Raw genomic sequence first — 15,397 nt, 5'->3', positions numbered from 1 at the left:
GTTACAGCGAGAAATTATCAAGTTCAGGGGAAGACTCAAACTCACCACCTCGCTCAAGCTCAGTGTCAAGCTGCATCTGTTGATGCCAACGATCTTCATCCCAGATCTCAAACTTGTTCAACAGCCCCACTAGCATAATCTTCTTACTTAACCCTGCATGTGTTCGTAATGAAGGTGCCAGCAAAATACGGCCGTTTTTATCTAATTGATATTCAGTAGCGTGGCCCAGTAGCATGCGCTGTAAACGCCTTGCTCTGGGATTCATATTGGATAGTTTTTGTAAGCGACTTCGATTTCATACCATTCGCTCATGGGGTATAACCATAAACATGGTTCATTAATAGCAATAGTGCAGATCAGTGCGCCCTGTTCTTCAGACAGCAGTTGTTGACGGTACTTTGTTGGTACCGCAAAACGCCCTTTGTCATCTAAGCTCAGCGAGCTTGCACCTTTGAACATTAAAAAACCAACCTCAACCTGCTTAGTACTCAAGATCCAACTTGATCCACTAAAAACCACTTTTTACCACAATACTACAGTCTAGGGCTTGACAGCACTTTATGTCAAGCAAATATAGGGTTGTATATGGCTTTTGAGACCAGAAAAAATGCGGGTTTCGCGAAAGTCTATGAATTCGGTGGAAAAAAGTGGGAGCAATGAAAAACTACGACTTCATAACAGAATAATTACAGGATTTTAGCAGCCAGAATAATAAATAATTCTTCTAAAACTGAGCAAAAATCCCCCCTCTAGCACAGTTCCAAGAAGTGATAGTTAATAAAAAACTCCCAATTACTTGGCGCTATAGCTCACAGTTTAGTATTATACGTTGTTGTTTTATCGGCACTCTAGGTGTGATTATTTCCAATTTATCAATACCAAAACGTTTTTATCGTTTGCTATTTCTTATTTGTATCCCTGGCTTATTAGTGATACTGGCCCAACTACTCGATGAACGTTCCGAAATACTAGAACAAAGTGAGCACCATGCGCTGTTGCTTGCTCAACATATTGTTGCAGTACAAAGCACAGAGATTAATAACACCAAAGGATTATTGCTTAAGCTGTCACAGCAACCCACGGTGCGTAATTTTGAGCGTGGTCAATGCCCAATATTACTCGATCATGCACAGATCCTATCTTCTGACATTGCCAATATTGGTATAGTGGCGCTGGATGGTCATGTACTTTGTTCGTTACAAACCGGCACCCGTGCGATAGACATCAGTGATAGAGGCTATTTTCAAGCGGTTCTCTCGTCTGAACAGTTTGCGATTGGTCATTATCAACAAGACCGCTCAGTTCATCGCGCAACCGTCAATTTTGCGATGCCAATATTTGACGATGCGGGAACGCTCATAAGTGTTTTAGTTGCTGTAAAACCACTGGATAAATGGAGTCTAGCGCTGGCTAAACTGCCGCTACCACAAAACAGTCAAGTTATGCTCAGCGATGCAAACCACAATATCATCGCACACTCTCCATTCAATAAAGATTTACTCGGAACAGGGAGCGATGATTACTGGCCAAAAATAGCGCCAAACCAAGCACAAATATTAGATGACAGTGACGGACACAGACGTATTTACTTTACTCTGCCACTGACTCAAGATGATGCGCCAAACCCACTGACAGTCCATGTTTCTTTACCTTTTGAGCAGGCGATTGCCCAAGCAAATAAGAAAGTAGCCATTACGTTACTGCTGTTTTTTCTCGCCATTGCATTACTGATTTGGCAAGCCCATTGGAATCTACAACGCGTTATTTTACGCCCTTTACAGAACCTCGTCGACGCAATTGAAGAGCTGTCACAGGGGTTACCCGTTCGTTGGTCACAAAAGTCGCAAACGCCAGAGTTTAACGCCATTGCCCTGAGGTTCGAGCAAATGGCCAACATTCGTTTGAATATTGAATCGGCACTGTCACATAAACACGCAGAGCTCAGCGCATTACTTGAGTCTATGCCTGACAGTTATTTAAGGCTGAGTAAGCAAGGTAAAATCTTAATGCGCCATGGCTCATTTGCTAAACGTGCACCGCAGTTAGAGCAAATGTTTCCAGAGTATATCTACAAACGCTTAGTCAGTGAGTTATCAAAATTGAGCGAACACACGCATTGTCAGTTAGAGTTCTCAATACTTGAAAAGCAAGTCAGACATGTGTACGAATGTCGATTGAGCCCAATTGTTCATCATCAGCAAGCTATTGTGGTGATCCGAGATATCAGCCAACGTAAAAAGCAAGAAGAAGCCATTAACCTTGCGGCATTAGTGTATAACAACAGTAGCGAAGGCATGGTGATCACTGATGCTAACGGTTACATTCTCGATACCAATCCTGCGTTTAGCCAAGTAACAGGCTTTAAACGTTCGGAAGTAATCGGTAAAACAACGGCTATTTTAGCATCTGGCAAGCATGAACAAGCTTTTTACGAGCAAATGTGGCAACAATTGGACAAGGATGGCAACTGGCAAGGTGAGATCATCAATCGCCGTAAAAATGGTGAGCTTTACACTGAGTGGCTGACCATTAACAGCGTCTACAACACAAACAACGAACCCTATCGCCGTGTTGCAATATTTACCGACATCACCGAGAAGAAAAAACAAGACGAATTGATCTGGCGACAAGCACACTATGATCAACTCACTGAACTTGCCAATAGAACTCAGTTGAAGCGTCATCTTAAAAGTCGCCTCGGACAAAGCAAACAAGCGTTAGCTATCTTATTGCTTGATCTAGACCACTTTAAAGATATTAACGATACCTTGGGACATTTCTATGGTGATCAACTACTGACTGAAGTGGCTAATCGCCTCACTCAACTTAGCCCCTTGTGTAGTCTGATCTCACGAATTGGTGGAGATGAATTTGTGTTAGTTACGCACTATTTGGATGATGATGCGCTGGCCGAACTTGCAGATAAAGTATTGCAGCAGCTACAACCCAATATCAAAATTGGTAATGAGTCATGCCATATTAGCGCAAGCATCGGTATTGCCCGAGCACCAAAAGATGGTAATACCAGTGAGCACCTACTAAAGGCGGCCGACCAAGCCATGTATCAAGCCAAACAGCAAGGCCGTAGTGGCTATACATTTTTTAGCAATGACATGCGTGAACAAGCTGAAAACCGCATGAGATTGTTGCAAGACTTGCGCATCGCACAACAACACCAACAGTTTTGCCTCTATTACCAGCCCATCGTCAATCTCAATACCTTACATATAGAAAAAGCAGAGGCATTGATCCGCTGGCAACATCCACAAAAAGGATTGATCAGCCCCGATGTATTTATTCCTTTGGCCGAAGAGACACAGCTGATCCATAAAATGGGTGAATTTATCTTTGACGCTGCATGTAAGACTTTAAGCAAAGTGAAGGAGTTAGGTGAGCCGCTACAACTCAGTATTAATGTCTCTCCAGTACAGTTTACGTCAAAACATTGTTATTTGAACCAATGGCATACGCAGCTGAAGCAACGTAATTTAGCACCGTCTGATATTGTGATTGAGATCACAGAAGGCCTAATGATGAACGCTCAGCCAAGAACCCAAAAGCGACTTCACACACTCACGTCACAAGGGTTCGCTTTGGCGTTAGATGACTTCGGAACGGGTTATTCATCCTTGGCCTATCTCAAACAAATGGATACCGACTACATTAAAATCGACAAGCGCTTTGTTGATGGCATCGCAGACAGCACAGATGATTTGGCGCTGTGTGAAGCCATGATCATGATGGCGCATCAATTGGGTTTGCAAGTCATCGCCGAAGGGATTGAAACGCAAGCACAGCATCAATTGTTGCAACAGGCTGGATGTGATTTTGGACAAGGCTATTACTACGCCAAGCCCATGCCAGAGGAAGAGCTATTAGCTTTGCTGTCAAATGATTAGCGGACACTAAAGTAAAAAGCCACCAAATGGTGGCTACGACTGACGTCTAAGGGAGCTGGCTTGCAGCGTTACTGTTGACTCAACCCAAGTGCTGCCATCATTTTCTGACCAATATCAACATGGTGTTGCATGGTCGAAAATTGCTTGGTCACACCTTCAGGGCCAAATGCATACACTGGCACTGGTGCCGCTGTGTGGGTACCGGTCCCCCATACTACGTTTTGCTGTGTCGAGAGTACTCGGCCCACTTTAGCCGTAAAATCTTCGGTGTCATACACATAGAAGTCTGAAAAATCGTCAAACTTAGGCAGCGGATACCCATCGCTGTTAAAGCCATTGACAGCATTTACTTTCGCCGCTTGCTCATAAGTAATCGTGTAAGGCGTGTACTTTTCAATAGCATCTTTCCATTGCTGATCCGTTGCATTTGAGTAGTCATAATTACCGTTTACTTCACCGATAACATCATAGAAAGTGCCAGCTTGAGAATATAAAGTATCTAACACCTCTAAACCGCCAAAGTTGAACTTGGGCTTATAATCTTTGCCTCTCATACCATCGCCAGGCAATGTGACAGGATCTGGCGTGTTGTGGTTTGAGTAGCTAAAACCGAAACTACCTGTTTCGTGGTCCGCGGTCACAACCACTAATGTGTCGTTACGATCTTTTACCCACTCATATACTGCTTCTACCGCCTCATCAAACTTTAATAGTTCATTGAGCATCCAACCCGCATCGTTCGCATGACCTGCCCAGTCAATCTGACCACCTTCGATCATCAAGAAAAAGCCATCTTCATCTTTTGACAAGATATCAAGCGCTTTGACTGTCATCTCTTTCAACGAAGGCTGTGTACAGCTGTTATCTGTTTTACAGGTTTTGTAAGCGATACCATCTGCCATGCCAGAATTAGCAAATAGGCCCAGTAATTTAGTAGCATCGCTATTTGCTAGCTGTGTTTTATCGAACGCCAAAGTATAACCGTGTTGTTCTTTTGCTTCTAAGGCAATATTGCGGTCATCACTGCGTTTTGACTTCTTATAAACACTTTCAGGCGCGCCAAGATCAGCCATTGCTTTTCTATCGGCTTCATCCGTTTTGATGTCTGAAGGAACGAATACACGGGCACCGCCGGAAAGCATCACATCAACCATTCCACTTTCAACCATCTGCACCGCAATTTCAGCTTCATAAGAACGGTGTGGTTGATGCGCTGCAAACGCAGCTGGTGTGGCGTGAGTCAAACGAGTGTCAGATATTAAGCCTGTCGCTTTACCTGCTTTTTTGGCTTTTTCTAAAATCGTTTCGACGATATTACCTTGCTCGTCCAACCCAATCATTTCAGAGCCTGCTGCAAGCCCCGTTGCAAGTTGCGTTGCAGAACAAGCAGAGTCAGTAACTAGCTTACCATTCGCACCATGCGGTGCATTCAAAGACAATCCTAAATGGCCATTATTTGCCAACTTAGAAAGTGCCGTTTGATTACCACGGCTGTTATACGTTGAATTCGGCGCGCGGCGCGCATATTCTTCAAGTAAACCAACTTGTTGAGGACCCATACCATCACCAATCATCAGGATGACGTTTTTCACAGAAGTAACAGTAGGAACTGGCACTTCTTTAATCACTTCAACCTCTTTGATAACTTCTACTGTTTTAGTCTCGTCGTCATTACACGCGGTTAATAAAACAGCCGATATGGCTACTGCCAGCAATTTCTTATTCATTGTGTCTTTCCTGTAACGTGAGCGCTCAGTTGCCAAAATCGCAACTGACTAAATTGCGGCTTAGTCTAGGGACTGATAATGACTTTTTGATTGCAGTTACATGACAATTTGAGTGCAAACTCTAAATTTTGAAATACATCACATCGATATATTATTTTTATTTTTCATGAAGTTATTATATTGTCGTCCGCAAGAGTATTCAGCAAACCAAAACAAAAGTCCTTTATTCCTGCTTCGCCTTATTTTGAATAAAACGCAATGCGATGGGTCGAGTGCTGATCCCGTGCAAAAATACGCTGAGTAATATGGTATATGCAGCGACCTCAGCGATAAGTTCAGTGCCTTCAATATTGGCTTGTAGCAACATGAGCGTGAGGACCACCGAAGCCAGTCCCTTTGGTCCAAACCAAGCCAAAGTCAATTTGGACCAAATGTCTATTCTAGCAGGTAATAAACTCATTAATATTGGCACAATACGGATCACACTGACCGCCAGCAAGGCGTACAACCACGCAAAAGGGTGCGCATTCAGTAGCACAATTTGACTAACAACCACCCCAAACAACACCCATATCAACAGCGTTGCAAAGTCGGCAATGTGTTCACTATCTTCTATTAATTGCTCTTTAAAACTATGTTGGTAAAACCGGTCAAACAACAAACCACTGACGAACACAGCAATAAAGCCACTGCCATGCAATAGCTCAGTAGATGAAAATATGGCAATGGCGATGCCGATAAATAAAAATGGGCTGGAATTTAAGGCAAATAAATGCCTTTTATGTGCCCCCGCAATGGCAATGATTGCCAACCATGTCAGCAAAGCCGAGACCGCAAGCGCTATACCAACTTCTTTAGCAAACAAACCTATGAGTTCAAACCAACTTGCCTGCGTTTGCCCCGCGACGACGGCTAACAAAAAGACAAAAACAGGAATACATAAACCATCATTTAAACCACTTTCGATGTTAACGGCTTCTCTCAAATTTGCTGGAACATTTTTTTTGGTAATAAAGCCTTTGCACAAAGCCGCGTCCGTTGGACTGATGATCACCGCGAGTAAAGCCGCATGTAGCCATGACAGCGCCAGCAGCCAATGCGCTAGCAAGGTGCCAAATACCATAGTCAAAGGAAGCGCGACTAACAACATTAACAAAGGAAGTTGATAGGAATGAAAGAGTACCCGTAGACGCGTTCTTGCCGCATCACTGAACAGTACAATGGCCAATGTGATTTCTATAATGGGCAACACTAACGCACTATCTTGAATTTGGAAATGCCACGCGTCGGTGAACCACCAGCCGAGAATACATCCTAAAGACACAAACCAAATCGGTCCGGTTAACTCTGCTCGCTTTAATTGCCGAACACTAATTGAATAGATAAAAATCGCAATGCCAATACAAGCCAGTGCATAATCAGCCATGCTATTCCCTTACACTTAGCCAAAATAAACAGAAAAAAACCGTCATCAAATGACGGTTCAGTCAATCACTTTAGCATGAGCTAATCTGGCGCATAACACAATGTGTGTTTATACCTTCGTTGCCTTGGGCTTAAAACGGCGACGTTTTGGCTTAGCATTGGTAGGGTTATCAATCGCAGAGCGAACCCTTTGTTGTTGTGCCTTACCAGCGGTATTGGCTTTGCCTTTTTTCGCAGCTGGATTTTGTTGGCGCTTATTGGCATCTACCGGCTTATGCTCTTGATGTGGCTTTGCCTTTTTAGGCTTTTTAGCTTTAATCGGGCGAGTATCCAGTGCTTTTTCTGGGACTGGATGAGTTGGTTCAAAACCAGACTCTTGTGCTCGTGGGATCAACGCCCCAATAAACCGTTCAATGCCATATAAATCAGCGGCATCATCCATCGTCACAAAGGACACGGCTACGCCATCGCTCCCTGCCCGTCCGGTGCGGCCGATACGGTGTACATAATCTTCATAAACATTAGGTAAGTCATAGTTCACAACATGAGGAAGCTCAGCGATATCCAAACCTCGCGCCACAATATCCGTCGCTACAAGTACTGTGATCTCACCGGTTTTAAAGCCATTTAAGGCCTTAACACGCGCCGCCTGCGATTTGTTCCCATGTATCGCAGCACCACTGATCTTATCTCGCTCTAACTGTGTTACCAAACGGTTGGCACCATGTTTAGTACGACAAAATACCAACACCTGCTGCCAATCTTTACTGCGGATCAAATGGCTGAGTAATTTCGTTTTCTGAGCTTTATCCACACCATAGACAAACTGAGTGACTGTTTTTGATGCTGCGTTTTTAGGCGTCACCGAAATCTCAATAGGGTCAATAATCAAACCCTTAGCAAGCGCTTGAATTGGCTCTGAAAACGTGGCTGAAAATAATAGATTTTGACGTGTTTTGGGCAAGAAATTAATAATCTTTTTAATGTCATGAATAAAGCCCATATCCAGCATTCGGTCAGCTTCATCCAACACCAAAGTACGCAGTTGATTAAATTTAACCGCGTTTTGGTTGTATAAATCTAACAATCGTCCCGGTGTAGCAATTAAAATATCCACCCCTTTGCGCAACTGCATCATTTGCGGGTTAATCTTAACGCCACCGTAAACCACAGCAGAGCGCAATCGCGTTCCCTGACTATACGCCTCAACGTTTTCGGCTATTTGCAACGCAAGCTCACGCGTAGGTGCTAACACTAACGCTAAGGCCTGATTGGCATGAGGACGCGGCTGATGTAATAGCTGTTCGATGATTGGAAGGGTAAAGGCGGCAGTTTTGCCTGTCCCTGTTTGCGCTGCAGCCATAACGTCTTTACCAGACAATACAGCGGGGATCCCCTGAGCCTGTATTGGTGTTGGCGTACTGTAGCCTTTTTCTGTGATACTTTGAACAATTTCGGGAGATAAACCCAAGTCAGAAAATGTCATTTAAACTCTCATGTGTTGGGGCTTATCATCAACAATTTAGATAGGATTACAACAGTGGCATAAGCCCGAGTACATAAACGCCATTAACGTATATTCACTCAGCCAACTGTACCTGCTTAAGCCAATAACGGTCATCAACTCACATGCAAGGTATCAAGTATAACAGATACCCACCGTTTACCCAGCATTGTACTGTGCATATCAGCACATTATGCTCAAAACCGCACTCCTTATAACTAAAACACAATTGATTAACATGTACCTAGGTTATATGCTGAAATTTGCTTTGAGCAAAATTAATACAACTGTAAAGGAAAAATCATGAACCTAAACAAACGAAAAATGCTACATGCATTGCTGGGATTGAGCGCCCTACCATTGCATGCTTTCGCCTATAACTGTGATGGCCTAGCCGCTTGGTCGAGCAGCGAAGTATATGTAAAAGGCTCTCTGGTTACACAACAAAATACCGCATTTGAAGCACAATGGTGGACGAGAGCTGAGTCACCTATTAACAATTCGGCACCTTATTCCGTATGGAAGTCTTTGGGCCAATGTAGTGGCAATCAAATCCCTAATATCACGTTAACTAGCCCAGCTGATGGCACTACCTTACCTGCAAATGACAGCGCTGTTTTTAGTGCTCAAGCAAGTGATAATGATGGACAAGTCACACAGGTAGAGTTCTTTGTAAACGATCAATCCATTGGCATAGACCGTGACGCGCCATATCAAATAAACTGGCAAACAGTTATCGGTGAATATCAGATAAGTGCCATGGTCACGGACGATCAGGGTGCGACTAAGATGAGTAATCTCGCTAGGCTTTTTGTGCGCGATGGTATGCCAAACCTTCCCCCCACAATTGAGCTGCTGAGCCCTGCAAATAATGGTCAATTTAAAGCTGGCGAAACCATTAAGATCAGTGCAGATGCCCAAGATAAAGATGGACAAATTAAAGCTGTCGGCTTTTGGCTAAACAACACGCTATTAGCCAAAGATACCGATGCACCCTATGAGCATGAGTGGGTTGCCAGTGTTGGTGAACAACTCATCAAAGTGATAGCCACGGATGATTTAGATGCCACAGCCAGTGCGCAGGCAAAAATCACGGTCACCAGCTCAAGTTCAGGTGGCTGTAATAACATTCCAGCATATCAGGCTGGCGGCTCCTACAACGCGGGTGACCTAGTATCTCATAACAACCATAAATACCGCTGCGATATTGGTCCTTGGTGCAGCTCAACGGCATTGTGGGCATACGAGCCTGGCGTGGGTCAGCATTGGCAAGAAGCTTGGACCGATCAAGGCATTTGCGCCATTAAACCTGACGTTAGCATCATCAGCCCAGCACCAAATAGTACCTTGCTACAGGGCAATCAATATGAAATCAGCGTCAACGCCAATGACGCCGATGGACAAGTAGAACAGCTCGATATTTATGCTAACAATACGCTGCTGGCAAGCCTAAACCAAGCCCCTTACAGCGTAAACTGGCAGGCCCAACAACTAGGCGCAGTCTCACTTAAAGCGGTTGCGATTGATAATGAAGGCCATCAAGGCACCAGTGAACAAATGGTCACTGTGACTGATAAACCACTCGTTACAAATATCACCGCTCCCACCGCTGGAACACAATTGACCTTAGGTAACACCATTGCACTTAAAGCCAGTGCCTCGGCTTTACTTGGGGAAGTAACTCAAGTGCGCTTTTTAGTTGATGGTGTGGTTATTGCGACCGATACCACTGCACCTTACTCTGTACCATATACACCGGCGAGTTTAGGTAATAAAACCATTGTCGCGCTCGCAAAAGATAGTCTGAACAACGAAGCCAGTAGTGAAGGTGTCAGCATTAAAGTGGTCGATAAGCCACTGGGCAAAACGCACAAACTCATCGGCTATTGGCACAATTTTGTTAATCCCGCTGGCTGCCCATTACCACTTAACCAAATGTCTGATGCATGGGATATCATAGACATTGCCTTTGCTGACAATGATAGAAATTCAAACGGTACGGTGCACTTCAATCTGTTTGAAAAAGATATTCACTCTAATTGCCCACCGATTGACCCACAGCAGTTCAAACAAGATATGCGCAACCTACAAGCTCAAGGAAAAGTGTTTGTACTGAGCCTTGGCGGTGCAGAAGGTACCATCACCCTTAACACTGACAGCGACGAAGCAAACTTTGTTGCTAGCCTCACAGCTATTATCAATGAATGGGGTTTTGATGGATTAGACATCGACCTAGAAAGTGGCTCAAATTTAGTACATGGCTCGCAAATTCAAGCGCGTTTGCCCAGAGCGCTAAAGCAAATTGAGCAAAATATTGGTGGTGATATGGTGTTGACCATGGCACCTGAACACCCTTATGTACACGGTGGTATGATTGCCTATTCTGGTATTTGGGGCGCGTATATTCCACTGATCAATGAACTGCGCGACACACTAGACCTATTACATGTGCAGCTATATAACAACGGCGGCTTACCCAACCCGTATGAACCGGGTAGTGCTCCAGAGGGCTCAATCAACATGATGGTTGCACACGCTAAAATGCTGGTAGAAGGCTTTGAATTGGCAAATGGTACACGCTTTATGCCACTACGAGATGACCAAGTTGCGATTGGGTTACCTTCTGGGCCCAAATCTGCTAATTCTGGTCAAGCGCCTATCGCAAATATCACTGCGGCATTAGATTGCTTGATTAAAGGTGTCAGTTGCTCAAGTATTGTACCGAGTAAGCTCTATCCAAATTTTGGTGGGGTGATGACTTGGTCTATCAACTGGGATAAGTATGATGGTTACAATTTCTCTAAACCCATCGGCGATAAGTTAACGCAACTGAATCAACAAAAATAGATTAGCCACAAATGAGCCTGCCAACATGATTGGATAAATAATATAAGTCGCATATTAGGTCTGAACCTTGGGCCTAATATGCCTTAGCGCTCATCCCATGCTGTTTGCGTGCAAAAACATCTGGCGGCTCAGATTTCTTACATGAAGATCCGAAGTGATAAACACAAGGTAAAACAAAATATGTAAACTCAACTTAACACGTAAACTGTCGCCCTAAATTAAGCTCACTGGAGTGCATCTCCACAAGATAACGTCATAAAATCAGTACGTTAATTTTTAAATTACACGTTTTTCGATGTTAAACTGCACCGTAGTGGCCTAACTGCTTATTTTTTCTCGATGCACAGAAATTAAAATATGGCGCATATGTTGAGCATCCCATTATTAGTAGGTATTCGCGAACCCAGTGTTCAAGCCGGTCTATCAATATGTGTTAGAACCTGCTGAAAAATCGAGCAAATCTGACCGAAAAACAGTTAAGCCGTTAATATGTATAGAAATCTATACTGGTAAACCCGCATACTTTATTGTAATGTACGCAACTATTACAATATACTGTTCAGCGAGCCTTAAGGTTTACTCTTTTTGGTGCAATGAACATAGTAGCAGTACTTAGCAAAGTCTATTTACATAGGCTTAAAGACATGAAAAATGATGATAATCAGAGCAACTGCTGCTACTAAAATCGGAGTATTTTGGCAATTTCACAATGTCTGCTCTTTGCCCGATACACGATAACGTATTGAATTAAATAGTACAGCCTTAAAGAATGGGATTGAATCTTAACCCATCTATTAGATAATTTTCAGGGTGAAGGTTGTACAAAAATAAACCTGCCATAAAAAAGTGGGTGTCACTGACATTGAAAATGATCCACTTGACGCTTGGTAGCGTAAAGGTTGATAAATGAGTGGTTTGGTTTACGCCTATTAAAGCTGGGAACCGTCTCATTTAACTGGACATTTACAAAAAAATAACATAAAAACAACTATAAGCTAACCGAATATAAGTCAAATTAGAGCAAGAGATATTAATTCAACAATATGTAGTGCACTGATTTTTTAATCACTTGACTCGTATACAGTAACTAGTCCGTCAGTGGCAACTGTAGATTTACTCGGTAACAAAGATAAATGGCTGATGATAAACTTGTATTTTTAAAGCCGGAAAGATAGTCTAATGTCTTAATGACAACGTGATATATTGGTGCGTCAAACAACTATCTAACCATTTGCAACGGTTTGTCTCAAGCCCTCACAAGATTGAAACAACGATGAACAAATTAAAGCATGAACAGCTATTATTAAGTTTACTAAATAAAAAAGGGCAACTTTATGATGCTGCAGATAGATATGAATCTATTTTTCTTAGCTTAGTATCACCAGATCCTGAAAATGCGCGTTTCTTTCCGGCCGTATTTATCAAAGATCAAGACGCACAATTGTTTATTCAACGTAAGTTATCTAAAGCACAGCTCATCAAAATCTATGACGCGGAAAACCATGTTATCGTCGGTAAGTCTTGTATCATTAACTGCCTCAACAGTGACACGCCGCAATGGAAAAGCGTACAACACACCATAAAGTCCATCATTGAGCTTGGCGAAAATATTTCAATCACAGAACTTATTCAAGCACCTTCCGTATATCCTCTTGATGATGGTACTTATAGGATTCTGACCGGACATCGTCGCTTCTTTGCGTTGGTATATGCACATGGTTATGACTCAGCAGCCCAATTCAAGCTGTATGAAAGCGAACCTCTACTTCCGAAGATTAAACAATTTCAAGAAAATGCCAGCCGTGAAGACTTGTCTCAATATGGCAAACTCGTTGCTTTTAAACAAGCGATTGCCGAAATTGAAAATGTTAATTCAGCACGGTTGAAAATTGGCTTAAAAAAGTTAACCGTTAAAGACATCAGTCATAACCTCGGGATCTCAATGGGGGCGTTTGACAACTACAATGTTTTGACCCGCTACAATACGGTATTAAAAGCCTATGAAAAGGGTTTGTCACTGCCATTTGTCCACGTTAAAAAAGTAGTAACCACAGCAGAATCTGAGTACAAGCAGCAGCACAATAAGACACAACTCAACCTCAGTGATATACGTATTATTGAGAAAGAGATAGAACGTAAGCTTATGGGCGATAAAACACCTACGCAAAGCCATAAAGCAGTAAGAGTAAAGCCTATTCAATCTCTTAATACCGTGAAACAGCTATTAACGAGCAACATTATGGCACTTGATCTTGGTATTGATTGGGATAACGTTGATTGGGAAAACTATGACAGCGTTGCATCTACGCTTTCAACAGTACTCAAAGGCTTAGAAGCGATGGATACCAAGCGATAATTTGGCTAAATAATTCGACATCATCAATGATGATAATAAAGACGACTTTCATGGATATAAAAATCGTCTTTAATATTGTGATGAACAGCAGGTCACGGCGATAGCATAGCCAAAGGTTTATGTAGCATTGCGGCTGTCACTTGCTGTTGACTCAAGCCAACCGTGGCAAACCAATCTTGGGAGTGTGACAACCATTGCATTGGTAACATTTGACTTGTTTGACCGAGGTCAGAACTATAAATAGCATTGTGTACACCATCTAGTACTGCACCAAAGTCTTCAATCGTTTGATAACCCAACAATACCGTGAGTGCAGTTTGCTCTACGTATAACCAATCATAGCTGCCCAACGCTTTTAGCGCGTTTGCATCCATGCCTGTGATCGGGTTAGCTGGCTGGTTTAACATGACTCTAACCCCGCCTACAACGTCAGCGGCTTCAACTAAAGCTTCAACCTCAGCGCGAGATGCGTGACCACTTGAGAGAACCACATCATGCTCTTTACAAAACTGTAAAATGTCTTGCATCTGCGGCTTTAGTTTACCCGAAGCATCAGAGATGCTCAGTTCCTGCAACGCATACTTTTGAATTGCATCGTTGTGATACTTTCTAACTAAAGTACTACGGTGTTTATTGGGTACTATCGTGGGCAAATGAACAATAAGTCTGCCATTTTGCTTTGTGTCATAGTGAGCGAGAGCGCTTTGAATCGCTCTCACACTTAAACCACCTGCAATCTGATTTAACACAATAGAGCCAAATACAGGTAAGCCTTCATCTATCGCAGTTCTTGCGGCTGCACATGCACAGCCTAGGTGGCTTTTTAACACAACACCACCGCGCAATTTCTGGTACTCTCGTCCAGCTTGCACTGAGTTAAAACGTCTGGTGTAGGTATCTGGATTTACATGATAGTGTACATCCAGAAAATCCAATTCCTGTTCCCAGCGTTGAACGAATTCAGTTGCCATTGACCACTTCCCATGGCTTTGAATAGCCATACTGTGAACGCGCCTCATCAAGTGATGCGCCCGACTCTATCGCAGCAACTATGCGTTCTTCGGTCTTTTCAACATTCTCAGCACGTTCAAGCACTTGTAGCAAGTTATCTGCGGCAATCACCACCACTCCGTTGTCATCAGCAAATAACCAATCACTGGGTTCCACCACGACGGAGTTTATCTCTACTGGTACATTGGTCGCGCTAACTCGCACTCTGTTTTTACCCGATACCATGTAGATCCCTTTACTAAATAAGGGATAACCAAGCTCACGAACAACCGCTAGATCACGTGCGGAACCATTGACAACTGTGCCTTCAATCCCTGAACTCATCGCTTTTCGAGTTAAGATGTCACCCCAATTTGTACAACTCGTGTCACCATAGTTATTAATCAACACAATGGCGCCCGCGGGAACTTGATCAATGTAATTACCCGCATTTTGAAAGGTCTCGGGCGATTTATCGAAACGTTCATACTGCACAGTAAATACCGGCCCCGCGACCTTAACACCTTGCGTGCGACATTCAATACCATGCAACGCACGGTTGACGCCCAAACTATCCATTGCATCAGATACTGCGGGGGTATCAAGCTTTTTCAATCTAGCTCTAACTTCTTCTACATTAAAATCCATC

At 43.2% G+C, this 15,397-nt stretch carries 8 protein-coding genes and 1 pseudogene; 3 read left to right on the top strand and 6 right to left on the bottom strand.

Translation table 11 applies throughout. The features are described 5' to 3' along the window. Position 1: 1 nt before the first annotated feature. Positions 2 to 459 (bottom strand): annotated as a pseudogene (gene mraZ / locus C2M32_RS04475) (division/cell wall cluster transcriptional repressor MraZ). 470 nt (positions 460 to 929) lie between these two features. Here mraZ and C2M32_RS04470 point away from each other — a divergent pair. After that, entirely contained in the window at positions 930 to 3,899 is a 2,970-nt protein-coding gene (locus C2M32_RS04470; RefSeq protein ID WP_234401221.1) for an EAL domain-containing protein, read from the top strand. Between the two features lie 68 nt (positions 3,900 to 3,967). On the opposite strand, the gene C2M32_RS04465 is transcribed toward C2M32_RS04470, so the two are convergent. From C2M32_RS04465 to C2M32_RS04455, 3 genes are all read right to left on the bottom strand, one after another. Further along, complete coding sequence (locus C2M32_RS04465; RefSeq protein ID WP_105167303.1) at positions 3,968 to 5,626, bottom strand: alkaline phosphatase; 1,659 nt, start codon at positions 5,624 to 5,626, stop codon at positions 3,968 to 3,970. Between the two features lie 223 nt (positions 5,627 to 5,849). Next, the gene (locus C2M32_RS04460; RefSeq protein WP_105167302.1) at positions 5,850 to 7,052 is read right to left on the bottom strand and encodes a cation:proton antiporter; all 1,203 of its coding nucleotides are present in this window, start codon (positions 7,050 to 7,052) and stop codon (positions 5,850 to 5,852) included. A 108-nt stretch (positions 7,053 to 7,160) separates the two neighbouring features. Continuing rightward, the gene (locus C2M32_RS04455; RefSeq protein ID WP_105167301.1) at positions 7,161 to 8,537 is read right to left on the bottom strand and encodes a DEAD/DEAH box helicase; all 1,377 of its coding nucleotides are present in this window, start codon (positions 8,535 to 8,537) and stop codon (positions 7,161 to 7,163) included. A 321-nt stretch (positions 8,538 to 8,858) separates the two neighbouring features. On the opposite strand from C2M32_RS04455, the gene C2M32_RS04450 reads away from it, so the two are divergent. Both C2M32_RS04450 and C2M32_RS04445 read left to right on the top strand, forming a co-directional pair. Beyond that, positions 8,859 to 11,402, top strand: a complete 2,544-nt coding sequence (locus tag C2M32_RS04450; RefSeq protein ID WP_105167300.1) for an Ig-like domain-containing protein — start codon at positions 8,859 to 8,861, stop codon at positions 11,400 to 11,402. A 1,273-nt stretch (positions 11,403 to 12,675) separates the two neighbouring features. After that, positions 12,676 to 13,758 (top strand): hypothetical protein, encoded by a 1,083-nt coding sequence (locus tag C2M32_RS04445; RefSeq protein WP_105167299.1) that lies wholly within the window; start codon positions 12,676 to 12,678, stop codon positions 13,756 to 13,758. A gap of 92 nt (positions 13,759 to 13,850) precedes the next feature. On the opposite strand, the gene C2M32_RS04440 is transcribed toward C2M32_RS04445, so the two are convergent. Both C2M32_RS04440 and C2M32_RS04435 read right to left on the bottom strand, forming a co-directional pair. Beyond that, positions 13,851 to 14,729: a DUF6282 family protein gene (locus C2M32_RS04440; RefSeq protein WP_105167298.1), complete on the bottom strand. Its 879-nt coding sequence runs from the start codon at positions 14,727 to 14,729 to the stop codon at positions 13,851 to 13,853. Beyond that, positions 14,719 to 15,396, bottom strand: coding sequence for an RraA family protein (locus tag C2M32_RS04435; RefSeq protein ID WP_105167297.1), 678 nt, complete (start codon positions 15,394 to 15,396; stop codon positions 14,719 to 14,721). Before C2M32_RS04435 ends, C2M32_RS04440 begins: the two co-directional genes overlap by 11 nt. Between the last annotated feature and the right edge of the window lies 1 nt (position 15,397).

The sequence above is a fragment of the Pseudoalteromonas sp. T1lg23B genome, assembly GCF_002964665.1.
Taxonomy (GTDB): Bacteria; Pseudomonadota; Gammaproteobacteria; order Enterobacterales; family Alteromonadaceae; genus Pseudoalteromonas.
Note: the sequence above shows the minus strand (reverse complement) of the source record. Positions and strands in the feature narration are given on the sequence as shown.

Bases quoted from the DNA above. Each gene is read 5' to 3' on its own strand.
- C2M32_RS04435 (WP_105167297.1), bottom strand. From the start codon at position 15,396: ATGGATTTTAATGTAGAAGAAGTTAGAGCTAGATTGAAAAAGCTTGAT.
- C2M32_RS04460 (WP_105167302.1), bottom strand. From the start codon at position 7,052: ATGGCTGATTATGCACTGGCTTGTATTGGCATTGCGATTTTTATCTAT.
- C2M32_RS04450 (WP_105167300.1), top strand. From the start codon at position 8,859: ATGAACCTAAACAAACGAAAAATGCTACATGCATTGCTGGGATTGAGC.
- C2M32_RS04465 (WP_105167303.1), bottom strand. From the start codon at position 5,626: ATGAATAAGAAATTGCTGGCAGTAGCCATATCGGCTGTTTTATTAACC.
- C2M32_RS04440 (WP_105167298.1), bottom strand. From the start codon at position 14,729: ATGGCAACTGAATTCGTTCAACGCTGGGAACAGGAATTGGATTTTCTG.
- C2M32_RS04455 (WP_105167301.1), bottom strand. From the start codon at position 8,537: ATGACATTTTCTGACTTGGGTTTATCTCCCGAAATTGTTCAAAGTATC.
- C2M32_RS04445 (WP_105167299.1), top strand. From the start codon at position 12,676: ATGAACAAATTAAAGCATGAACAGCTATTATTAAGTTTACTAAATAAA.